The organism is Frankia sp. CcI49 (assembly GCF_001983215.1).
Taxonomy (GTDB): Bacteria; Actinomycetota; Actinomycetes; order Frankiales; family Frankiaceae; genus Parafrankia; species Parafrankia irregularis.
In genome coordinates this window covers 215,709-238,457 of sequence record NZ_MOWP01000019.1, presented here as the reverse complement: position 1 = coordinate 238,457, position 22,749 = coordinate 215,709, and the positions used below count along the sequence as shown (strand labels likewise).

Here is a 22,749-nt window from a genome sequence, read left to right as displayed (position 1 = left end):
ACGACCTGTCAGCGTGTGACCAGGCCGGGGTTGCCCGCCTCCGTGGTGAAGGAACCGGCGGTGACCAGGGTGCCGTCGGGCGTGGTGACCCTGCTGACGGTCTTCCAGTCGACGTCGGCGGACTCGCGGCCGAGGTTGACCAGGACGTAGCCGCGCAGCCCGTTGTAGAACTTCAGATGCGGGTTGCGGGCCAGGTAGTTGGCCCAGTTCGACGGCTGGGCGGAACCGTTGCCACCGCTGGTGATCGAGGTGGCGACGATCTCGGTGCCGAGGACCTTCGACGCCGGGTCGGCCCAGTCGTCGAGGATGTCGAATCCGTACGCCACGTGCACGTCACCGGTGAGGACCATCAGCTCCCTGCCGGAGTTCCCCCTGCTGGGCAGGCCGTTCTTCCAGCCGTCGATCAGCCGCCGCCGCGACGCCGGGTAGCCGTCCCAGGAGTCCATCGACAGGGTCCCGTCGCCGTTGGGGTTCGCCCGGCGGGAGAAGGTGACCTGCTGCGCGACGACGTTCCACTGCGCCTTCGACCTCGCCCATCCGTCGATGAGCCACTTCTCCTGGTCGAGGCCCGGCAGCGTCTGGGACTCGGCCTCGGACGCCGCGGTCGGCAGCTTCCAGCCGTCGCCGTTGGCCTGGTCGGTGCGGTACTGACGGGTGTCGAGGACGTCGAACTGCGCCAGCCTGCCCCAGTTGATGCGCCGGTAGAGCTGCATGTCCGGCCCGTTCGGGAACTGCGGCCTGCGCAGCGGCTGGTTCTCCCAGTACGCGCGGTAGGCGGCGGCGCGCCGGAGCAGGAAGTCCGCCACCGGCCCGTTGGTCTCAGAGGTCTCGTCGGCGTAGTTGTTCTCGACCTCGTGGTCGTCCCAGGTGACGACGAACGGGTGGGCGGCGTGCGCGGCCATCAGATCCGGGTCCGACTTGTACAGGCCGTAGCGGATCCGGTAGTCGTCCAGGGTGGCCGTCTCGAGGCTGACCGTGGCGGGCAGCACCCGGTCGGTGTAGGCACGGGCGCCACCGACGGCGCTGACCGCGTACTCGTAGAGGTAGTCGCCGGTGTGGAAGACGGCGTGCACGTCCTCCTGCGCGAGGTACCGGTGGGCGGTGTAGTAGCCCTGGTCGTAGCGCTGGCAGGAGACGTTCGCGAACCTCATCGAGCGCACCGGGGCGCCCGGGGCGGGTGCGGTCCGGGTCCGGCCGACCGGGCTCACCCAGGTGCCCACGCGGAACCGGTAGTGGTACTCACGGTCCGGCGACAGGCCCTGGACGTCCACGTGCACGGAGTGGCCGAACTCGGGGTGCGCCCATTCCTGGCCGCGGCGCACGACGCGACGGAACTGTTCGTCGGAGGCGAGCTCCCAGCTGACGGAGATCCGGGCCGCGGGCAGCCCGCCGTCGGCGACGAGCGGTTCCGGTGCCAGCCGGGTCCACAGCAGCGTCGAGTTGTGCTGCGGGTCGCCGGAAGCCACGCCGAGCGTGAACGGGTTGCTCGTCACCTGGGTCGCCGCGAGCTCGGGCGCACTGGCCGAGGCCAGGCCGGGAAGCCCGACGGTGAACGCGAGTGTCGCGGCCGCGCCGGACAGAGTGAGGAACCGACGCCGTTCCAGGCCACGGGCAGCTGCCCGCAGTTCGGCGGAGTACTCAGAACTCATCGTCACGCGATGCCTTCCTCGTCGAGGGGCTGACGGCGTGTCAGCCTCTCAACGAGAGGTGGCCGCCTGGGAAACGCGGAACGTCCGACTGAAACCGATTTGTCAAAGCGAAAAATCGGGTGATCACGCTTTGCTACGGGGAATCCGGTGTGAAACTGCCCGCCGAACAGGTGGAACTGCTGGTCAGCGGTCATATTCGGCGCCGGGGTGATCCTGTCGCACGTGCCCGCGGGAGGTCTCGGGCCATCACTGTGCGTGCGGTGAGGAGCGGTCCGTGCCGGCCTGGGGGCAGTGTCGATCCCGCATCCTGACGTGCTGTCGAGGGACAACGTCCCGACGGTGCCGGGGCGTCCGGCCCGCTCATGGTGGGCACAAAGAGTCATGGAATTCTCGACGGATCGTCATTACGTACTAGTGCCCAGTCTGGATCCGCTACTGACGGTGCGATGGTTCAGCGGAACTCGCGGTGGGACGCCGGACGGGATGGCGATGCCGGAGATTGCGCCGGGGCGATGTCGAACGGACCGCCGCGCCGCGTCGGCGATGTGGTGGCGGACGCTTCTAGCAGGGCGGCCCGGTCGACGAGCGGAGGGATGTCGGCGGAAGCCACCATGAGACCACGGAAAAATTAATCAGACCAATGCCGAGTCGCTGGATGGGTCACTGTGGTCTCCGGTTTGGTCGGGTGGTGGACAATCCTCACGGTCTGTGTTCGTAACAGGAAAAGGACAGGGCTAGGGGGGACCACGGTGGCGGGCCACTTCTGACTAATTGTGCGAGCTTCCCGTATCCCGGATCGCCGGGATACGGGAAGCTCGCACTGCGTCCGACGGCGCGCCTTGAACTCGACCGGTGGTTTCCGCCGTCGAGCTGTACGACGGGGGAGTATCTGCGGCGATCCGCAGAAAAATGCAAGAAATATTGCGCCGCTGGTACCCGTCTGTCCGGCTTGCGGTCCTCTGGTCGCCTGTTCGCCGATCCACCGCCCGTCCAGGGTGATCTTCCGTAGTCCACAGAGGGGTGATGCACGCCATGACCGAGCCGGTCAGCGTATCCGCTGATGTCGACCTTTCCGCACAGCCGTTGAGTCTTGGCTCCGCCGCGGCGCGAAATCTCGCGACCACGACCAAGTCCGTCCCGCAGATGCAGGAGATCTCCTCCCGCTGGCTGCTGCGGATCCTGCCCTGGGTGCACACGGCCGGTGGCGTGTACCGGGTGAACCGGCGCCTCACCTACATCGCCGGCGACGGCCTGCTCACCTTCACCAGCACCGGCTCGCAGATCCAGGTCGTCCCTGCGGAGCTCACCGAGCTCCCCCCGCTGCGGGGTTTCGAGGGTGACGAGCTCGCCGCGCTCGCCGACGGCTTCGTCCAGCGGGAGTACTCCGCGGGCGACGTCCTCGTCACCAGTGGAGACGCCGCGGACGCCGTCTTCCTCATCGCGCACGGCAAGGTCGGCAGGTTCGGGCCCGGAGCCTACGACGACGAGCGGTCACTGGGAATCCTCAGCAGCGGCGAGTACTTCGGTGACGAGGTCCTGATCGAGGCGGACGCGACCTGGGGTTACACGGCCCGTGCCCTCACCGGCACGACGGTGCTCGTCCTGTCTCGCCAGCGGTACCAGCAGCTTCTGGACGCCTCCGACACACTGCGGGCCTGGGTGGAGGACTACCGCGCCCGTGTCGTGCCCGTGCAGAACCGGTACGGCGAGGCCGAGATCGCGATCTCGGCCGGCCACGTCGGCGAGCCGGTGCTGCCCGGCACGTTCGTCGACTACGAGCTGGCGCCCCGCGAGTACGAGCTGAGCGTCRCCCAGACCGTGCTGCGGGTGCACAGCCGGGTCGCCGACCTCTACAACGAGCCGATGAACCAGCTCGAGCAACAGCTGCGTCTCACCGTCGAGGCGTTGCGTGAGCGCCAGGAGCAGGAGCTGGTGAACAACGCCGACTTCGGCCYGCTGCACAACGCGGACCTGCGCCAGCGCATTCACACCCGGACGGGGCCGCCGACCCCGGACGACCTCGACGAACTGCTGAGCCGCCGGCGGAGCACGCATGTTCTGCTCGCCCATCCGCGCGCCATCGCGGCGTTCGGCCGGGAGTGCACGGCGCGCGGCATCTACCCGGCGACGGTGCTGTTCCATGACCAGCATGTGCCGGCCTGGCGTGGTGTTCCCCTGCTGCCGGTGAACAAGATCCCGGTCAGCGTGGCCGGGAAGACCTCGATCCTCGCCCTGCGCACCGGTGAGGAGAGCCAGGGCGTCATCGGGCTGCACCACGTCGGTCTCCCCGACGAGCTGGAGCCGGGGCTTTCCGTGCGGTTCATGGGGATCAACGAGAAAGCAATCATCTCCTATCTGGTGACGACCTACTACTCCGCCGCCGTTCTGGTGCCCGACGCCCTCGGGATCCTGGAGAACGTGGAGATCGGGCGGCACTAGCCGCGCACCGTCGACCGGCGCCGCCGCGACGGAGACCCTGGCGCGGCGGCGCGGTTTCCCGGGATGTTTCTCGTCGGTGATCCGAGCACAGAGGAAGGTGTGCAGCGCGTTATGCAACCGTTCACGCTACCCCGGTTTTACGTACCGTATCCGGCGCGGCTCAACCCGAACCTGGAGGCCGCCCGCGCGCACAGTCTGGTCTGGGCCGGCGAGATGGGAATGATCGGCCCGGCCGACGGAGGGCCCGCGATCTGGACGCAGCGTGACTTCGAGGCGCACGACTACGCCCTGTTGTGCGCGTACACCCATCCCGACGCCGCCGCCGAGCGGCTTGCGCTCATCACGGACTGGTACGTGTGGGTGTTCTACTTCGATGACCATTTTCTCGAGCTTTTCAAGCGAACCGGCGACATGGCCGGCGCCCGCGAGTACCTGGACCGGCTGCATGCCTTCATGCCGGTCGACGGCGCTGCCGAGCGGGCCACCGGAAAAGCGGCGGACAAGGCTGCCGACAAGACAGCTGGCAAGACAGTCGACAAGGCCGTCGGCGAAGCCGCCGAAGGCTCTTCCGGCAGCGCGCCGGCGCCGGCGAACCCGGTCGAACACGGCCTGGTCGACCTGTGGTCGCGTACCGTTCCCGACCGCACCGCGGCGTGGCGGCAGCGGTTCGTCGCGAACACCCGGAACCTGCTGGACGAATCCCTGTGGGAACTCGCCAACATCAACGACAACAGGGTGTCGAACCCGATCGAGTACATCGAGATGCGGCGCAAGGTCGGGGGAGCGCCCTGGTCGGCGAACCTTGTCGAGCATGCCGCCGATGCCGAGGTGCCGGCGTCCGTCGCGGACCGGCGTCCGATGCGCGTGCTGCTCGACACCTTCGCCGACGCCATCCACCTGCGCAACGACCTGTTCTCCTACCAGCGCGAGGTCGAGGTCGAAGGCGAGCTGAGCAACGGGGTCCTGGTGCTCGAGCGGTTCCTCGGCTGCGACACCCAGAGCGCGGCCGAGCTCGTGAACGACCTGCTCACGTCCCGGCTGCACCAGTTCGAGCACACCGCGGTCGTCGAGGTCCCGCCGCTGCTGGACGAGAACGGCGCTGACCTGCCTGCCCGCGCCGCCGTTCTCGCCTACGTCAAGGGCCTGCAGGACTGGCAGTCCGGCGGCCACGAATGGCATCTTCGCTCCAGCCGCTACATGAACGACAGCGCGGCCACGCCGAGCCTGCTGCCGCCCGGCCCGAGTGGCCTGGGCACGTCCACCGCCCGAGTGCTGGAATCGATCCTCGCCACGGCGCCGCAGCGGCTGCGGGCCTTCAGCCACGTGCCCTTCCAGGCCGTCGGATCCATGCCTGTTCCGGCTCCCTACATGCCCTTCGAGACGGGCGAGAACCCCCACCTGGCGAGCGCCCGGCGCGACACCGTCCGATGGTCGCGGGCGACGGGCCTGCTCGACCCGGTCCCCGGCATCTGGGACGAGCACAAGCTCGTCTCCTACGACTTCCCGCTCTGCGCCGCCTGCATCCACCCCGCGGCGGACCGGGATGCGCTTTTCCTGGCCGCGCGCTGGCTCACCTGGGGAACCTACGCGGACGACTACTATCCGGTGGTCTTCGGACGAACCCGGGACCTCGCCGGCGCGCGGGCGTGCACCGAACGGCTGAAGGAATTCCTTCCCCTGGAGCCCGGGGCGAGCGCGGCGGCTCCACCTCCGGTGATTCCCCTGGAAAAGGCGCTGGCCGACCTGTGGGCGCACACCGCGCCGCCGCTGGACCGCGACGCCCGCCGCGCCTTCCGCGGCGCGGTCGACAGGATGCTCGACAGCTGGCTGTGGGAGCTGGCGAACCACGCCGCCAACCGGATACCCGATCCGGTGGACTACCTGGAGATGCGGCGGGCGACCTTCGGCGCCGACCTGACCATCACCCTCACCCGGATCGGCTCCGAATCGAGACTGCCGGCCGAGGTCGGTGCGGCGGGCCCGATCCGCGCGCTGGAGAACTCGGCCGCTGACTACGCCGCCCTGCTCAACGACATCTACTCGTACCAGAAGGAGATCCAGTTCGAAGGCGAGCTCAACAACGGTGTTCTGGTGGTGCGCAACTTCCTCGACTGCCCCGCCGAGCGGGCCATGGCGGTCGTCAACGACCTGATGACCGCCCGGATGCGGCAGTTCGAGCACATCGTGGACCGTGAGCTGCCCGCCATGTTCGACGCCTTCGGCCTCGCCGAGGATGCCCGGGCCGCGGTCGGGCGTCACGTGGGTGAGCTGCGGAACTGGATGGCGGGCGTGCTCCGCTGGCACGAGGGGACCCGCCGCTACGACGAGTCGGAGCTGCGCCGGCATCCGGCGGCCGGTGTCCCGCCGTTCGGCTCCCCGACCGGGCTCGGGACGTCCGCCGCGCGTCTCGCCGCCGGCATCGCGCGTACCGGCACAGGCGGCCTGGCGGCTCGGCCCTGACCACTGACCGCCCGGACGCCTTCTGACCGCCCGAACATCTCCTGGCATTCCGGACGTCCCCTTACCGCTCGGACGTCCGGTGCACACCCTGGTCAGGCGACCTTCGCGGGGACGGGAGCAGCCGTCGGTACGGACGGCGTGGCGACCGTACCGCGGGGGAGCACGAGCGAGCCGAGGAAGGCGACGGCGACCGAGACCAGGCCGACGAGGACGGTGGCGAGCAGTCCGGCGTCCGGGCCGTTCCGGGCGCTCTCGGCGAAGAAGAGCGCGCCACCGCCGGAGACCCCCAGCGCCGAGGCGAACTGCTGGGTGGTGGTGAGGACGCCGCTGACCGTCCCGCTGATGTCCGCCGGGGCGGCGGCCATCACGGTCGCCGCCAACGCCGGGATCACCAGACCGTTGCCGACACCGGCGAGCATCAGCAGCGGGGTCAGCTCCCAGGCCGAGACGCCGGTGCCCTCCGCCGCGACCGCCACCGCGAACCCGACCAGCGACAACGAGGTGGCCAGCGCACCGGCGCTGAGCACGCGCGGCCCGAACCGGGCGGCCAGCGGCCGGGCGCACAGCGACGCCAGCGCGAACACGACACCGAGCGGTGCGAACATCAGCCCGGCGTTCAACGGTGAGCGGTGCTGGCCGGCCTGCAGGAAGATCGTGAGCGAGAGCAGGAAACCGCCGAAGAACAGGAAGTAGCCCGCGCTCATCACCATGCCGCCGACCACCGGCCGGGACCGCACCACCGCCGGTGGGATGATCGGGTGCCCGCCGCCGCGGGCCAGCCGTGCCTCCCAGCCGACGAACCCGCCGAGGACGAGAAGGCCGGCGGTGAGCGCGAGCCATGTCCACAGCGGCCATCCCTCGTCGCGGCCCAGGGTGAGCGGGACGAGCACCAGGCCGATACCGAGCGTCAACGCGCCGAGCCCCACCGGATCGAGGCTCTCCGGACGCGCGGCCCGCGACTCGGTGACCAGCCGCCGCGCGCCGACCAGCGCCGCCAGCCCGATCGGGACGTTGACCAGGAAGATCGGACGCCAGCCGAGACCGAGGATGTCCAGGTCGAGCAGCACCCCGCCGAGGACCTGCCCGCAGACGCCGCCGAGCCCGATCGTGACGCCGAAGAAGGCGAAGGCCCGCGCCCGCTCCGCCGGCGGGAAGGTCACGGTGATCAGCGCGAGGACCTGCGGCACCATGGCGGCCGCGCCGGCGCCCTGCAGCAGCCGGCCACCGATGAGCGTCGCCTCGTTCGGCGCGACACCACACAGCGCCGACGCGGCGGTGAAGACGGCCATGCCGATCAGGTACAGGCGACGGCGTCCGAACCGGTCACCGAGCCGACCGCTGGTGACCAGACCGGCGGCGTAGGTGAACGAGTAGCCGCCCACGATGAGCTCGAGGCCGGCGTTGGACGCGCCCAGGTCACTCTCGATGCTCGGTGCCGCCACGTTGACGACGAAGACGTCGAAAAGGCTCATGAAGCTGGCGATGAGGATCACCGGGAGCGCCCGCCACCGCCGCGAATCCACCACCGCGGCCGGTGGCCCGGGGTTGCCTGCGGCCCCGCTGACGCCGCCGACGGCGCCGTGTTTCCCGGCTCCGCTGTGTTCGCCGGCTCCGCTGTGTTCGCTCCCGGCCTGACGCGCCGCTGTGTCGACACCGCCCGACATACGCACCGGGCTCCTTCCACAACCGAGTCTGTAGAGCCGGACAGTCCCGCCTACCTGCGCCTTCGACGTGAGCGGGCCCCACCGGCTGATCGACACTGCCGGCCGATCGACACTGCAGAAGTCCACGCGCGGATTCGGAATTCCCGGCCGAGGCCGCCGCATCGAGGCCAGCGGGCCCGTGACGCGCGGCGAGCCGCCCGATCGAAATCGCATATGTGCAGGTCAGCGGTACGAGTGAGACGGCCTTCCGGCGGGGAGGTGAGCCCGGACACACCCCTGGCAACTTCTGGCGGCGCTCCTGGCCAAGCCCGTGATCGTGCCCGGCCGCACCTGCACACGGTTCCGTGGCGGGTGTGGGCGAATGCGGGCTACCGTGGGCAAATGGGAGGGGAGTCGATGACGTCCGGCGCGGTCGCGCCGCAGCTGCGAGCCAGGCTGCGCCGGTCACCACGGGTACGCGTCGACCGCACCTGGGTTCGCGGCCTGGTCCGGCTCGCGATCCGTCGGATGCCCACGGTGACAACCGCCGGTGTCACCGTGGAGACCGTGCCTGTCGCGGGCCACGATGCCCGGCTCTACCGTCCGGACGTGCGGCATTCGGGCGCCGCGCTGCTGTGGATCCACGGCGGTGGAATGATCATGGGGTCGGCGGTCCAGGACGATCGTCAATGTGGTCAGACCGCGCTCGAGCTCGGCATCGTCGTCCTGTCCGTCAACTACCGGCTCGCCCCGGCCTTTCCGTTTCCCGCGGCGCTCGACGACTGTCAGGCGGGGTGGGAATGGCTCGTGCGGCAGGCCGGTGAGCTGGGTGTGGACCCGTCGCGAGTGGCGATCGGCGGCCAGAGCGCTGGTGGCGGGCTGGCCGCCTGCCTGGTCCAGCGGCTGTGCGACACCGACGGGCCCGCGCCGGCCGCCCAGTGGTTGCACGCCCCGATGCTCGACGATCGCACCGCCGCACGACGTGAGCTGGACGCGGCCCGTCACCCGGTGTGGGACAACCGGCTCAACCGCTTCGGCTGGCGTTCCTACCTGGCCACCGATCCCGGAGCCCAGGCCCTGCCGGAGTTCGCCGTCGCGGCCCGCCGCGAGGACCTGCGGGGACTTCCGCCCGCCTGGGTCGGGGTGGGCGATGTCGATCTCTTTCTCGGCGAGAACAGGGACTACGCGCGACGGCTGAGCGCCGCCGGGGTACCGACGACCTTCCACGTCGTGCCCGGCGCACCGCACGGATTCGAGACCTGGGCCCCGGACACCGACCTGAGCCGCGCCTATCTGGCCGCGGCGCGAGACTGGTTGCGCCACGTGCTCGGCGAAGAAGCCTGAGCGCCAGGGGCAGCCCACCGTGGCACGCTGACGCAGCCCACCGGTGACATCGTGGCACACGGTGACGCGGTGGCACACGGTGACGCCGTGGTGCGGCGGTCGTCGGTGACAGCCAGATCAGGGCCGGTCTCTGGCGTCGTAGCGGCGCCGGGCCTCGTCGATGTCAGCCGCGTTGCTTGCCGCCCAGTCGAACAGCGAGGAGACCGTGTCGAGCAGGGTCCGGCCGAGCGCGGTGAGCTCGTAGTCCACACGCGGTGGAATCTGCGCGTGGATGGTGCGGCTGACCAGGCCGTCACGTTCCAGGGCCCGCAGCGTGCTGGTCAGCATCCGCTGGTTGATGCCGGGGAGCATGCGCCGGACCTCGGTGAAGCGTCGCGGGCCGGCGCTGAGTTGGTTGACCACAGCCAGGGACCACTTGTCGCCCACGCGGTCCATGACCGACCGGGCCTGGCAGTTGAGGTCGTCGCGCGGCTGCGGGGCCCCGGAGGTCCCCTCACCGGGCTCCGGGCGGTGGGCCCGCCCCGTCCGGTCCAGCGTGTTCTCGGTCAACGCGACCTCCGCTCAGCGGTGACGGTGGCCCTGCTCCCTGAATACTACTTTTCTCACCGGTCAAGTAGGTAATACGTCAGTCGATCGGCCTGTCGTGCATCCCGGCAGGGGAGTCGGCGCGACATCGGGCCCGGTGGTGGAGCCGGCACCCGTCAGGCCCACGCGGCGCGGCGGGCGCCGCTGGCCATCCTGGTTACCTGCACCGAACCAGGGCAGAAAAAAGTGCCTTCTTCCCCGGACTCCGCGCGGTCACAAGAATGTGATCCGGGCCAACGAGCCGCCGAGATGGACGGCATTTTTTCGGAGAGGGAAGAAATGACAATAGAGGCACCTGCGCTGGACGAGGCGTTCGCAGCCGCCGCCGCGGAGAGCAGCATCGGGCGGGCGGCGACCGCGCTTCGCGAAAACGCCTTCGCCGTGCACGTGGTGGACACGGTGGAGCAGGCTCGCGCACTGGTTGCCGAGATCCTGCCGACGGACCAGTCGGTCTTCACCGCGTCGAGTGAGACCCTGCGCGAGTCCGGCATCCAGGCCGATATCGACGAATCCGGAAAATATCAGTCTGTTCGTGCCGCGGCGCCGGCGCCGGGAACCGACGTCTACGCCACGATTCGGCTCGGTGCCACTCCGGACGTCGTCGTCGGCAGCGTCCACGCCGTGACCGAGGGCGGCCATCTCGTGGTCGGCTCGGCGAGTGGGAGCCAGTTCGCTCCCTATGCGTCCGGTGCCCGGCGCGCGATCTGGGTCGTGGGCGCGCAGAAGATTGTCCCGGACCTGGAAACCGCCCTACGTCGACTCCGCACCTACAGCCTGCCCCGCGAGCATCGGCGGCTGGCCGACCTCTACGGGCAGTCGTCCTTCATCGGGCGCATCCTGATCCTCGAGCGCGAAGCCTTCCCCGACCGGGGGACGGTCATTCTTGTGCGGGAGACCATCGGCTTCTGATCCGGCACGGGGCTGCGGACCGGCCGTGGCCGGTCCGCAGCCGGCCGGGGGCCGGAGCGGGTGTTCTGGCGTCGACCATGAACGCTTATTTGTTCAAGTGGTGTTTCTTTTGTGTGTACCTTGTTGGGTGTAATCGTCCACAGTGCACCTTGTGACCGCTCCTGCCATCTCGCCCACGAACCATCCGGCAGCGCACTCGCACCCGTTCGCAGTGGTCGATGTGGAGACGTCCGGGCTGGCCGCGGACCGGGACCGGATCCTGTCGATCGCGGTCGTGCAGGTCGGCGCGGATGGCTCGGTCGGTGAGCGGTGGACCACGCTGTTGGACCCCGGCTGCGACCCCGGCCCGGTACACATCCACGGCCTCACCCGGGAGCTGCTGGCCGGAAGCCCCACCTTTGTCGACGTCGTCGACGAGCTGGCCGCCCGCCTCGCCGGGCGGGTGATGGTCGCRCACAACGCGTCCTTCGACTGGCGTTTCCTCACCGCGGAGGCCGCGCGGGTCGGTCGGGAGCTGCCGATCGAACGACGGATGTGCTCCTGTGCGCTGGCCCGGCGGCTGGACCTGCCGGTCCCCGACTTCAGGCTGGCGACCATCGCCGACTTCTGGGCGGTGCCCTTCGAACGCCAGCACGACGCGCTGGCCGACGCCCTGGTGGTCGCCGAGGTCCTGCCGCGYATGCTCGCCCTGGCCGGGGAGCAGGACCTGGAGCTGCCCATCACCGCCGGCGACCGGACGCCCGCACCGCGGCCGGCCCGGGCGCCGCGAGCCCGCTGCGCGTTCGTCAACCCGGGCCCGCTCGCCGAGGCCGGCCTGATCCAGGGCATGCGGATCGCCTTCACCGGGGAGACGGACACTCCCAGAGATCGGTTGGAACAGCTCGCCATCGATGCCGGACTCGCCGTCGCGACCTCGGTGAGCCGCCGCACGAGCGTGCTCGTGACGAACCACGCCGGCTCCGGCAGCGGCAAGGCGAAGGCCGCTGTGGCGCACGGCGTTCCCGTCATCGACGAGGCGACCTTCCTGCGGCTGGCTGCCGACGTCGCCACCGGCAGCCCCCGCGACGTCCCCGCACCCGCGCTGGTTCGCGCCCCGGCGCTGGTTCCCACCCCTGTTCCTGCCACAGCACCTGCTCCGGCGGCTCCCGCGGCTGCGTCGGCTGCTTCCACGGCCGCGCAGGTTCCCGCCGCGCGTGGCGGTGGTGGGCCGGCGGCGCGGCGACCGTTCGCGGTGCGGCGCGTCCTCGTCCTCGGCGGGCCGCACGCCGAGGCGGCCGCCCTGCGGGAACGGGTCATCGACGCCGGTGGCCTGGCGGCGGTGAACCTGACCGCCAGCGTGACGGACGTGGTGTGCCTTCCCGGCGGGGAAGCCGACCGCAGGATGGCGCGGATCCGTACCCTCGGACTCCCGGTGACCACCGCCGACACGTTCCTGCGGCTGCTCGACGACCTGCTCGCCACCGGGCGCCGGGTGCCCGGCCAGCCGAGCCCCGGCGCGCCGCGGTCGCTGGTGCGGGGCGCCGTCGTGGACCTCCCGGTCGCGACGGCAGGTGCGCGCTGGACCGTCGCCGCCACCTGGGCCTGGGACAGCACGGTGGAGATCGACCTGGTCGCGTTCCTGCTGGGCGTGAACGAGCTGGTCGGTGACGACGACGACTTCGTCTTCTTCAACCAGCCGCACACCGACGACGGTGCCGCCAGCCTCAGCGTGGACGGCCCGTCGGAGCAGGCGATCACTCTCGATCTCATGACCCTGCCAAGCTCGGTGCATCGGGTTGTCATCGCGGCGGCACTCGGTGACGGCCGGACCTTCGGTGACATCGGGCCCGTCAACGTGGCGGCCCGCACCCCGGACGGGCAGCCGTGGCTGCACGCGACCCTGGACGCGGCGACCACCGAGCGGACCATGGTGCTTGCCGAGGTGTACCGCCGCAACGGCATGTGGCGGTTCCGCGCGGTCGGCCAGGGCCACGACCACGGCCTGGTCGACCTGGCCCGCGGGTACGGCGTCGACGCCACCGACTGAGGCAGACGCCACCGGCTGGGCCACCGGCCGGGATGATCAGGAGCGTCGGCGGCGGCGGTGATGGTGGGACATCCCCGGCGACCGGTCCGTGGGAGAGTTACCGGTTGGCGGATCCTCGCAGGTTCCTCACCGCGGAAGTGGGTGCTGTTCTCGTGGAGTACGTGAAGCTGGGGTCGACCGGTCTGGAGGTCTCCCGGGTCTGCCTGGGCTGCATGAGCTACGGGACGCCTGGGCAGGGGACGCATCCGTGGTCGCTGGACGAGGAGGCGTCCCGGCCGTTCTTCGAGCGGGCGGTCGAGGCCGGCGTCACCTTCTTCGACACCGCGAACGTCTACTCGCTGGGCCGCAGCGAGGAGATCACCGGCCGAGCCCTGCGTGACTTCGCCCGGCGTGACGAGGTCGTGATCGCCACCAAGGTGCAGGGCCGGATGCGGCGCGGCGCCAACGGTGCGGGACTTTCCCGCAAGGTCATCATGACCGAGATCGACGCCAGCCTGCGTCGCCTCGGCACCGACTACATCGACCTTTACCAGATCCATCGCTGGGACGACTCGACCCCGATCGAGGAGACCCTGGAAGCACTGCACGACGTCGTCCGTGCCGGCAAGGCCCGGTACATCGGCGCCTCGTCGATGGCCGCCTGGCAGTTCGCCAAGGCGCTGTTCGTCGCGGAACGCCACGGCTGGACACGCTTCGTATCCATGCAGAACCATCTGAACCTCCTTTATCGCGAGGAGGAGCGGGAGATGCTCCCGCTGTGCGCGGACCAGGGGATCGGCGTCATCCCGTGGAGCCCGCTCGCCCGCGGTCGCCTCACCCGGGACTGGGACACCACCACCACCCGCACCGAGACCGACGCCTTCGCCCGGACCCTCTACCACGATGACGACCGGCTGATCGTCGACGAGGTCGCCAAGATCGCGGCTGAGCGCGGTGTCAGCCGGGCCCAGGTGGCACTGGCCTGGCTGGTACGTAATCCGGTCGTCGTCGCCCCGATCGTCGGTGCGACCAAGCCCGAGCATCTCGACGAGGCTGTCGCCGCGCTCGACCTGGTGCTCACCGACGACGAGGCCGCCCGCCTCGAAGCCCCCTACCGGACCCGCCCGGTCGCCGGCATCTCCGTCCCACCCCGCCGTGCCGGGGCCAGCCGCTGACACCGCGTCGTGGGCTCGGCCGTGCCGGCCGGGTGTTCCAGAGCCGCATATCTCGGCTCGTCATCGGGCGTTCCTCCCGGAAAGGGGTCTGAGCGGTGGGCGTCAACCAGCGATCCCAGGTCGAGATGACGGCGGAGGAGGTCTCGGCCTATGTGGCCACGCGACGCACGGCGACGCTTGTCTCGCTCGGTCCGGACGGGCATCCACACGCGGTCGCGATGTGGTTCGCCGTCCTCGACGGGGTCCTGTGGTTCGAGACGAAGGCGAAGGCGCAGAAGGCGCTGAACATTCGCCGCGACCCGCGGGTGACCGTCCTGATGGAGGATGGCCTGACCTATGACGCGCTGCGCGGCGTGTCCCTGGAGGGCCGGGCCGAGATGGTCGATGACGCCGAGGCGCTGTGGAAGGTCGGGGTCAACGTCTGGGAGCGTTATCACGGCCCGTACAGCGACGAGGTGAAGCCGCTTGTGGAGAACATGCTGCACAAGCGGGTCGCCGTGCGGGTCGATGTCGAGCGCGTCCGTTCCTGGGATCATCACAAGCTTGGCCTGCCTCCGATCCCGATGGGCGGGACGACGGCACCCCATCACCCGCAGCCCCCAGCGCGCTAGAACCTCTGCGCCAGAGCCCGCCTGTACCAGGACCGAGGTCGGTGCCCGCCTGCCCGGGCAGACAAGGCGCTGCTGCTCGCCTCCTCAGCCATGCAGGAGATCCGGGCCGCCGGTGAAATCGTCCGGGTGCATCAGGGGGTGGTCGTCGAAGGCGACGTCATGCCCGAGAACCGAGTCGGCGGCCGGGTCGAGATGATCGACGTGATCGCTGTGATCGGCGGGGCCTTTCCAGTCGTGGGTGTCGTCGGCGTGCTCCTTGGGTCCGTGGTCATCCAACCCGTCACCGAAGCCGCCTTCGTGTTCCTGGGAGGCGTGCTGGAACTCGTGGGCGCCCGGCCCGGCGACCTGCTTGGCGCCGGCCTGGTCGTCGTTGTGATCGGCGGCTGTGCGGCTGTCGGCCAGTGCCGCCGCGGCGTTGGACATCTCCGGCTGGCCGGCGTGCGGGTCGAGATCCCAGCCGGTGTCCCATCCATGGCCCCACTCGGCCTCACCACCGCCACCGCCACCGCTTCCGGCAGCGGCGCCGTCACTGCCACTGTCGTGATCGGTGAGTCGGAGCTCGGCGGACTCGTCCGCGTGCTTGGCGAGGCTGTCGTCCTCCGGTGACTTCTCTGCGCCATCACCATCGCCATCGCTGTCCGGGTGGGCCGCACTGCCGTCGTGTTGGTCGGCTCGGCCGTCGTGGTGGGCCGTCGAGTCCGGGTCCAGCTCGTGGGCCGGCTCCTGGTCGTGTGGCGTGTCGAGGTCGTGGGCCTGGTGGTCCGTGTCGGCCAACGTGTCCGCGAGAAGCGCAGTGGCGACCACCGTGGCGCCGACGACCGCGCCGCCGGCGGCCGAGGCGAGCAGGGGCGGCAGACCTGGGTCGTTGTGCCGCCCGGCGTAGGTGTCGACGTGGGGGCGTGTCCGGTCGAACTGGCTGCTGAAAAGGGGCATATCCGCGGCCTGCGCCTTTCAGAAGTCGGCGAACCGAGGGGTGCTGACGGCGTCCCGGGCTGCGCGCAGATGGTCGGCGATGGCGCCGCGACCCACCCGGATCCCGGAGTTCGCGGGATAGCGCCGCAGTACGTCCAGCCTGGCGAGGCGTCGCGCGACGGCCCGCAGCACCTCGTGGCGGACGTCGACCGGCGCTCCGCGCAGTTCGAGGGCCATCTGACGGGTGGTCTCCCAGCGTGGCGCGAACAGGTTCTCGGTGAGTACATAGCCCAGCACCGGAAGTGTGGTGGTGACAAGAGTGTTCCACCGGTCGATCACCGTCGCCCAGCCGCGGGCGGACTGCGCCCCGACCGCCGCGACGCGCTTCTCGCCCTGGGCGTACCGGCTGTAGACCTGGCTCGCACCGGAGACGAGGAAGACCGGATTGAGCAACGCGGCGACCCCGAGAGACACGGCGGCGCCGGTGTAGTCCGGTCGTGGCAGGGCCGCCGGGTCGAGGTCGAGCAGCCGCGACACCTGCGCGGCGAGCTGACCGGTCTCGGCGGCGGCACGTTGCGCGGGAGCGAGCGCGGCCCGCAGCCGACCCTCCTGCGCTTTCAGCCAGGCCGGCTCGCGGCCCCCGGTGAGCGGTTCCAGCAGCCGTGCGTCGCGATGCCGGACGAACGCCGGCAGCACCGAACCGACCTGGTCCAGGTGGCGCTGCAGCTCGACCAGCCCCTCCGCGAGGGTCGCGGCGGTGCGCGCACGCCCCTCGTCATCACCCGGCAACGGCACCTGGCCGCCCAGCCTGGCGCCGATCCCGTCGCCGAGCAGCACCGCATGCAGCTCGTAGAACGGGCCGAAGATCGTGTAGAGGAAATAGTCTTCCTCGAGTCCCGCGGCGGCGCGCAGCATGTCCGCGATGTGCCGAGGGTCGGTGAGCGCGTTGCGGCCGGCGACGATGTCGGTGTGCACCGCCCGCACCAGCTCGAGCTGCCCCACGATCGTCGCGTCAGCGGCCTCGGCCGCCTTGGCCATTCCGGTCGCCGCGGTTGCCGCCGCGGTCACCCGCAGTTCCGCCCGCGCCTGGGTGGATGTCCCCGCCACCTCCCGCAGGGCGGAGAACGGCAGGTACAGGTCCACTCCAGGCCCACGGACCCGCAGCGCGTCCGTGGAAACGGCGCAGGCCACCGGACGTCCATCGGCGAGCTCGGCGGGGTAGGGGCCGGTGGCCAACGTCCGCTCGGCCGCGGTCCGCACGCCTGGATGCTCCTGCAGACGCCGGCCGAACGCCGCCGACTCACACTGCACCGTCACCGGGCCGTGCTCCGGGTCGAACAGAACGAACCGCTCGGCGGAGCCGGCGACCCGAAGCCGCGAGTCCGTCAGATCGAAACGTGCCACGACCTGGGAGCTGTGCACTTCCTGCAGCTCAAGGGTGGTGTCATGAAGGACGCAGTCCAGCCGGGCGACGTCGGCGCTGCCTGCCACCCCACGCGCGGCGACGGCAGCGGACGTCCCGAACTGTGCCGGTCCTGTCCGCGGTGGCGTGGGGTGTTCTCCGGAGTGGTCCCTGCCGGCTTCGTCCGCGGTTGTCGCACCCTCGCCCAGCGCCGCGGCGACACCCGCTGCCTCCGGCGATCCCGCCGGTCTCGCCGCGCCGGCCACCCGGTGGGACCCGGTGGCTGTGGCCGCGGCTGCCGCGGTGAGGAAGGCGTGCAGCACCTGCGGGGTGACAAGGTGCAGGATCACGCCGGTGAGGAAGCGTCCATCCAGGACGGCGCCGCCTCGCAGCCGTGCGGCCGTCGGCCCCATGGCGGTCAGCTCGATCCGGTTGCGGGGCCAGTCGACGAGCGTGCGCCCGCGGGAACGCAGCTCCAGCCGCCCTCCTCGCAGCACGACATACGCGGTCAGCTCCGGAAGCGCCGGAGCCGCCGGAGCCGCCGGCGGTAACGGCGGAACCGGAGGTGCTGGCGGTACCGGACGTGCGGGAGCGGCTGGCGGCGCTGGCGCCGCGGGGAACGGGAACGTTGACGAGTGCGGTCTGCCGGCGCCCCCGATCCCCGGCGCGGTAGCACCTGCTTCCACGGGCCCGATCCCGACCGCGGCGCCACTGCGCGCCGTGGGATCGACGCCCGGGCTGGCTGCTTCCGCTCCAGCCCCGCCGACAGCTCCGGACTCGGCAGCTGCCCCGGCCGCCGGGTCGTCCTCGAACAGCAGCGTCACCGACACCGCGCACGGGCTGACGAACGAGGTCGAGGCGGCGTCCGCGAGCAGGCGGCCCTGCAGGCTGGTCAGCACCGCGAGAGCGTCGGGTGGCAGCGGCGCCACTGTGGACGCGCTCAGTGTCCGGTCGCCGGGCAGTCGCGCGTTGACGAAAAGGCGGGTGCTGCTCTCGACGAGCTCGACGGACGCATCCGGGTCGACGGCAGGTTCCAGGGCGGAGAAGACCCCGGCGCCGAGCACGTTCGTCTCGTGGACGTAGACAGCCGGACGGTCGGTCAGCAGCAGCCGGCGACTGCCCATCATGGAGAACCCGCTGGACCCGTGTTCGCGGATCGGGAACCACGCGCTGTCGAACACGATCCGGCCCTGGACCGGTCCGGGTACGGGCGCTGGACCGCCAGGTTGCCGGCCGGCCAGCCGCGCCGCCCTCCCGGCGAGCGCCCCCAGCCCCGCCTGTCCCTGCCCCGGACCGTGCCCTGGCTGTGCCTGCCCGTGACCCGCCGGACCCGCCGGACCCGCCGAACCCCGAGTCATCAGCCCTGGATCGCTCGGCCCCGGACCCGCTGGCGCCGGCCCCGGGCCTGGCTGCGATGGTCTCGGTGGCTGTCCGTCTCCCGGCCCCTGACTCCGCCCTGCCGGGCCCTGGAATCCCTGCATCTCCCTGTTCCTCTCAGGACGCCTGCGGCCCGTGCGGCCCGTGCGGCCTGTGCTGCCCGTGCCGGCCGCGCGGCCCGTGCTGCCTGTGCCGGCCGGGGCTCAGACCGGCAGACCGCGGGTCTGGGCACCGCCGAACATCGCCTGCCACAGGGCGTCGAGGTCGGTCAGATCGGCGAGGACGGCGTCCGCACCCGCGGCGGCGAGATCCTCGACTGTGGTCTCACCGCTCGCCACCGCGACCGCCCGCACGCCGACGTCCAATGCTCCCCGCACGTCATGCGGGGTGTCACCGATGACGATGACGCGGGCGGGCGCGAACGTCCGGCCGTAGGCGGCCTGCGTGCGCTCGATCGCGCGGCGGACGAGGTCCGCACGATCCAGGCCGTCGTCTCCGTAGCCTCCGACGGAGAGGTCGAGGTGGTCGGTCAGCCCGAGGGCACGCAGCTTCGATCCGGTCACCGACCGCAGGTTGCCGGTCACCACCGACTGGATGACCCCCGCGACCGCGAGACTCGCGATGGCTGCCGCCGCACCGGGCATCTGCCGGCCGAACTCCCGCATCCGGTCCTCGATCGTGACGGCCGCCCGCCCCATCGCCTCGAACAGCGCGCTGATGGTGTCGTCGTCGGTGGGAGCGTCGTTGGCCCGCAGCGTGTCCAGCACGATGGCCTGCTCGGTGCGGCCCGTCGTCACGGCCCGTTCCCGCAGCGGACGTCCGATCGTCTCGGCGAAGGCCGCCGCGTGTATCTCCCGGCCCAGCGGCCGGATCGTCAGCAGGGTCGCGTCGATGTCCCACAGGACGAGGGCAGGCTCAGGCACCGCGCCATGATTCCACGCCGCCGCGGACGGACACCGGCAAGCCTGGCAGCCGTCACCGTGCGCACCCGGGACCGGAACTGCCGCAGAATGCCGAGCCCCGGGCTTCCGCTGCCGCCCTCTTTGCCGCCGCCCCTGAGTAGCAAACGAGGATTTCCGCTCCTGCGGAGACTGTGGTAGAACCCGTGCCTCGAACCTTGGCTACTGCCAAGAAAGAGTTGAGGTTTTTGGTCGTTCCGGCAACCGAAATCCTCAGCTCTTGCGGATCGTCAAACGACTTCACGACCCCTTTTTCGCTATTGAGGTGAATTGTCGGGGGTGGCGCGTCGGTGCCGGATCCCTGGGGTCGGGCGGCGACTGGGCACGGGCCGCTCGGCCCAGCCGGGGACCCCGGATCCCCGCCGCTTTTCGCGACTTTGATAGACGCTCTGGTGGCGCGGGATCCCCGGCGGGTCGGCATTCGGTTAATGGGCACCCGGCCACCAGGCCAGTATCGGTGGTCTCGGATCCACCACCTCTCGGGATCCTGAGATGCGATCTCCGTCGGAGAATACCGTCAGGGATTGCTCGCCGGCAGTGGCAGTGGCAGCACGAAGCTCGGCATCTCGCTGCCCGTTCCGGCCCCCGCGGGCCGGCCCGAAATCATCGCCGCGGGTCCGGCTTTCGCCAGACGGAGACATGGGTGAGGCTGGCGGCGGTGAAGGGCTGACCGGACCAGCCGCCCCACCGTTCGGCGAGCTCCAGACCGGCGAGGCGGCCCATCAGGTCCAGCTCGCTCGGCCAGGCGTAGCGCAGCTCGATCGGATAGGTACGCAATCCCTCCGGGCCGAGAGTCAGATGCCGGACCTGTACCCGCTGCTCGACCGGGTCGTGGAGGGCGAGGCTGAGCCTGGCCGCGTCCGCGGTCAGGCTGTCGACGAGGACCCGCTGGCCGCGGTCGTAGCGCGTCTGGTCGGGGACGAACGCCTCCAGAACGAACAGTCCACCCGGGCGCAGCGCCGCGGCGACGTTGGCGAAGCAGCGCAGCTGGGTTTCCTGATCACAGAGCATGAAGAAGGTGTTGAACACGACGTACACGAGGCTGAACGGGCCGCCCGGGGCGGTGACGTCGGCGAAATCGCCGACCACGACCTCGAGATCCTGCCCACCGGGTTTGGCCGCCAGCCGGGCGAGCATTCGTGGCGAGGCGTCGATTCCGACGACGGTTGTTCCCCGCGCGGCGAGCGGCAATGCCACCCGGCCCGTCCCGACACCCAGTTCCAACGCCGGCCCGTACTCGGCCCGCGTACCCAGGAAGTCGACGGCCGCAGCACCTTCCGGCCTGCCACCGGGAAGGGAAAACCAGTCGTCGTAGACACCGGCGATCTGCTCACCGTAAAGCGCCGCGCCGAGAACGGCGTCTTCGGAACCTGTGCTGACCATGGCGTGATTCTGGCGCCGAGGCGCTGTTCACGCATCCCATTTTTCCGGTGACCAGTTGCCGCCTGAACGGGTCTCGGGCGGGCCGGGCATGAGTGTTATCCGTATATGCTGTTCGGTGGGAGTGCCCGTGATCCGGCCCAGGGAGTCACCTCATGCCCGGCGCAGCCTTCGGTGATGTGGACTATGAGGCCCAGGGAGGCGGCTACGCCCGGGGGCGTCGCGCCGATCCGCGTATCGCGGCCCTCGTTCACGCCGCGCTCGGGGATGCGCGCACGGTTCTCAACGTGGGTGCCGGTGCTGGTTCCTACGAACCCGACGACCGTCAGGTGCTCGCGGTCGAGCCGTCGGCGTCGATGCGTGCCGCGCGCCCGCCGCACCTGCCCCCGGCGATCAACGCGGTGGCCGAGGATCTGCCGTTCGACGATGCCAGCGTGGACGCCGCGATGGCGATGGTCACCGTGCACCAGTGGTCCGATCCCGACCAGGGGCTGCGGGAGCTGCGGAGGGTCAGCCGCGGGCCGGTTGTGGTGCTCACCTTCGACGGCGACGCCCTCGACCGGTTGTGGCTCGCCGAGTACGTGCCCGACCTGGTCACAGCCGAACGCCGCAGGTTCCCGGCGATCGAGCGTGTTCAGGCCGTCCTGGGCGGTGCCACGACAGTGAGCCCGGTGCCCGTGCCCGCCGACTGTGTGGACGGGTTCACCGAGGCCTTCTACAACAGGCCTGAGCGATTTCTCGACCCGTCCGTGCGGGGCTGCCAGTCCGCCTGGGGCTTCGTCGACCCGGTGGCGGTGGACCGGGGGCTCGCGCGGCTGCGGTCGGATCTGGAGTCCGGTGCCTGGGAGGACCGGTACGGCGAGCTGCGCCGGCAACCGACCTTCGTCGGCGCGCTCCGGCTGATCACTGCCCTTCCCGCCGGCATCGCTCGGGTTGACCTGGGCGGATAGCGGCCCGCAGACGGGCGCTGGCAGACGGCAGACGGCAGGCCAGCTTCAGACGGCGGACCAGCCGTTGTCGACCGGCAGGATGACGCCGCTGATGTTGCTGGCGGCATCCGACGCCAGGAAGACGATGGCCGCTGCCTGTTCCTCCGCCCTGGAGCAGCGGCCGGCATTGGCGGCGTACCCGCGCACCACGGTCGGGCCGACGGCCCCGGCGGACGGGTCGAGAGTGATTCCGGTGGCTGTGCCGCCGGGCGCGATCGCGTTCGCGCGGATGCCCCGGTCTCGGTACATCACGGCGAGGGATCTGGTCAGCCCGGCTATGCCGTGCTTGGAGACGGTGTAGGCGGTGCCGGCGGCGCTGCCGCGCAACGACGCCTCGGACGCGGTGTTGACGATCGAGCCCTTCCCGGCCGCCAGCATGTGCGGCAGGGCGGCGCGGCAGAGCAGGAAAGGCGCGGTCAGGTTGACCCGGATGACCCGCTCCCACTCGGCGTCGGAGGTTTCGCCCGCGGCGGACATGCGGTCCATGATTCCGGCGTTGTTGACCAGGACGTCGAGGCCGCCGAACGCGGAGAGAGCGGTGCTGGTCACCTCGTCGACAACGGGCTGCTCGCTGAGATCGCCGACCACCGCGACAGCGGTGCCGCCGGCAGCGTCGATTTCGGCGACGACCCCCTCGGCCGCCTTCTGGTCGATGTCCGACACGACGACCTTGGCGTGCTCGGCCGCGAAGAGAAGGGCCGCGGCCCGCCCGATCCCCGAGCCGGCGCCGGTCACGATGACGCTCCTGTCCCGAAGCCCTGTGCTGTTGCTCATGCGAGTCCTCCTTGCCTTGCGGTCGTCTGCCTTGTGGTCGTCTGCCTTGTGGTCGTCTGCCTTGCGGTTGTGTGCCGCGCCGGTTGTGTGCCGTGCCGGCGGTGCGGCTCCGTGGGTCCGGACAGAGCGTGGTGGT

Annotated in this window: 16 protein-coding genes; 8 read left to right on the top strand and 8 right to left on the bottom strand. The window is 70.7% G+C overall.

Annotated features, from left to right (window positions below):
- Positions 1-8: 8 nt before the first annotated feature.
- The gene (locus tag CcI49_RS19020; RefSeq protein WP_076828231.1) at positions 9-1,649 is read right to left on the bottom strand and encodes an alkaline phosphatase D family protein; all 1,641 of its coding nucleotides are present in this window, start codon (positions 1,647-1,649) and stop codon (positions 9-11) included.
- A 1,032-nt stretch (positions 1,650-2,681) separates the two neighbouring features.
- Here CcI49_RS19020 and CcI49_RS19015 point away from each other — a divergent pair.
- Together CcI49_RS19015 and CcI49_RS19010 are read left to right on the top strand one after the other, a co-directional pair.
- Positions 2,682-4,088 carry a family 2B encapsulin nanocompartment shell protein gene (locus CcI49_RS19015; protein WP_076828229.1) on the top strand — a complete coding sequence of 469 codons (1,407 nt, stop codon included), beginning with the start codon at positions 2,682-2,684 and terminating at the stop codon, positions 4,086-4,088.
- Positions 4,089-4,199: 111 nt separating this feature from the next.
- Positions 4,200-6,548, top strand: coding sequence for a Geosmin synthase (locus tag CcI49_RS19010; RefSeq protein WP_076828211.1), 2,349 nt, complete (start codon positions 4,200-4,202; stop codon positions 6,546-6,548).
- 92 nt (positions 6,549-6,640) lie between these two features.
- Here CcI49_RS19010 and CcI49_RS19005 read toward each other — a convergent pair whose 3' ends face one another.
- Positions 6,641-8,212, bottom strand: a complete 1,572-nt coding sequence (locus tag CcI49_RS19005) for an MFS transporter (RefSeq protein ID WP_076828209.1) — start codon at positions 8,210-8,212, stop codon at positions 6,641-6,643.
- Between the two features lie 396 nt (positions 8,213-8,608).
- Here CcI49_RS19005 and CcI49_RS19000 point away from each other — a divergent pair, with 396 nt between their 5' ends.
- Positions 8,609-9,535, top strand: coding sequence for an alpha/beta hydrolase (locus CcI49_RS19000; RefSeq protein WP_054570313.1), 927 nt, complete (start codon positions 8,609-8,611; stop codon positions 9,533-9,535).
- Between the two features lie 117 nt (positions 9,536-9,652).
- Here CcI49_RS19000 and CcI49_RS18995 read toward each other — a convergent pair whose 3' ends face one another.
- Complete coding sequence (locus CcI49_RS18995; protein WP_235498354.1) at positions 9,653-10,084, bottom strand: helix-turn-helix domain-containing protein; 432 nt, start codon at positions 10,082-10,084, stop codon at positions 9,653-9,655.
- Positions 10,085-10,399: 315 nt separating this feature from the next.
- On the opposite strand from CcI49_RS18995, the gene CcI49_RS18990 reads away from it, so the two are divergent.
- The 4 genes from CcI49_RS18990 to CcI49_RS18975 all read left to right on the top strand — a co-directional run bounded on the left by CcI49_RS18990 (position 10,400) and on the right by CcI49_RS18975 (position 14,820).
- Entirely contained in the window at positions 10,400-11,029 is a 630-nt protein-coding gene (locus CcI49_RS18990) for a lactate utilization protein (RefSeq protein ID WP_076828207.1), read from the top strand.
- A 151-nt stretch (positions 11,030-11,180) separates the two neighbouring features.
- On the top strand, positions 11,181-13,055 hold the full coding sequence (locus tag CcI49_RS18985) for a TerD family protein (RefSeq protein ID WP_076828204.1): 1,875 nt from the start codon (positions 11,181-11,183) through the stop codon (positions 13,053-13,055).
- Between the two features lie 152 nt (positions 13,056-13,207).
- Entirely contained in the window at positions 13,208-14,209 is a 1,002-nt protein-coding gene (locus CcI49_RS18980) for an aldo/keto reductase (RefSeq protein WP_054570311.1), read from the top strand.
- Between the two features lie 95 nt (positions 14,210-14,304).
- Positions 14,305-14,820 carry a PPOX class F420-dependent oxidoreductase gene (locus tag CcI49_RS18975; RefSeq protein ID WP_054570310.1) on the top strand — a complete coding sequence of 172 codons (516 nt, stop codon included), beginning with the start codon at positions 14,305-14,307 and terminating at the stop codon, positions 14,818-14,820.
- 84 nt (positions 14,821-14,904) lie between these two features.
- Here CcI49_RS18975 and CcI49_RS18970 read toward each other — a convergent pair whose 3' ends face one another.
- From CcI49_RS18970 to CcI49_RS18955, 4 genes are all read right to left on the bottom strand, one after another.
- Positions 14,905-15,753 (bottom strand): hypothetical protein, encoded by an 849-nt coding sequence (locus CcI49_RS18970; protein ID WP_076828202.1) that lies wholly within the window; start codon positions 15,751-15,753, stop codon positions 14,905-14,907.
- A gap of 18 nt (positions 15,754-15,771) precedes the next feature.
- Positions 15,772-18,315 carry a hypothetical protein gene (locus CcI49_RS18965; RefSeq protein ID WP_241840135.1) on the bottom strand — a complete coding sequence of 848 codons (2,544 nt, stop codon included), beginning with the start codon at positions 18,313-18,315 and terminating at the stop codon, positions 15,772-15,774.
- 399 nt (positions 18,316-18,714) lie between these two features.
- Positions 18,715-19,434, bottom strand: coding sequence for a haloacid dehalogenase-like hydrolase (locus CcI49_RS18960; RefSeq protein ID WP_054570308.1), 720 nt, complete (start codon positions 19,432-19,434; stop codon positions 18,715-18,717).
- A gap of 639 nt (positions 19,435-20,073) precedes the next feature.
- Entirely contained in the window at positions 20,074-20,853 is a 780-nt protein-coding gene (locus CcI49_RS18955; RefSeq protein ID WP_054570307.1) for a class I SAM-dependent methyltransferase, read from the bottom strand.
- A gap of 152 nt (positions 20,854-21,005) precedes the next feature.
- Between CcI49_RS18955 and CcI49_RS18950 the strand changes: the two genes are divergently transcribed.
- Positions 21,006-21,800, top strand: coding sequence for a class I SAM-dependent methyltransferase (locus CcI49_RS18950; protein WP_054570306.1), 795 nt, complete (start codon positions 21,006-21,008; stop codon positions 21,798-21,800).
- A 45-nt stretch (positions 21,801-21,845) separates the two neighbouring features.
- On the opposite strand, the gene CcI49_RS18945 is transcribed toward CcI49_RS18950, so the two are convergent.
- Entirely contained in the window at positions 21,846-22,613 is a 768-nt protein-coding gene (locus CcI49_RS18945; RefSeq protein WP_076828200.1) for an SDR family NAD(P)-dependent oxidoreductase, read from the bottom strand.
- Positions 22,614-22,749 lie beyond the last annotated feature (136 nt).

Bases quoted from the DNA above. Each gene is read 5' to 3' on its own strand.
- CcI49_RS18990 (WP_076828207.1), top strand. From the start codon at position 10,400: ATGACAATAGAGGCACCTGCGCTGGACGAGGCGTTCGCAGCCGCCGCC.
- CcI49_RS18945 (WP_076828200.1), bottom strand. From the start codon at position 22,613: ATGAGCAACAGCACAGGGCTTCGGGACAGGAGCGTCATCGTGACCGGC.
- CcI49_RS19005 (WP_076828209.1), bottom strand. From the start codon at position 8,212: ATGTCGGGCGGTGTCGACACAGCGGCGCGTCAGGCCGGGAGCGAACAC.
- CcI49_RS18970 (WP_076828202.1), bottom strand. From the start codon at position 15,753: ATGCCCCTTTTCAGCAGCCAGTTCGACCGGACACGCCCCCACGTCGAC.
- CcI49_RS18955 (WP_054570307.1), bottom strand. From the start codon at position 20,853: ATGGTCAGCACAGGTTCCGAAGACGCCGTTCTCGGCGCGGCGCTTTAC.
- CcI49_RS19000 (WP_054570313.1), top strand. From the start codon at position 8,609: ATGACGTCCGGCGCGGTCGCGCCGCAGCTGCGAGCCAGGCTGCGCCGG.
- CcI49_RS19010 (WP_076828211.1), top strand. From the start codon at position 4,200: ATGCAACCGTTCACGCTACCCCGGTTTTACGTACCGTATCCGGCGCGG.
- CcI49_RS19020 (WP_076828231.1), bottom strand. From the start codon at position 1,649: ATGAGTTCTGAGTACTCCGCCGAACTGCGGGCAGCTGCCCGTGGCCTG.
- CcI49_RS18950 (WP_054570306.1), top strand. From the start codon at position 21,006: ATGCCCGGCGCAGCCTTCGGTGATGTGGACTATGAGGCCCAGGGAGGC.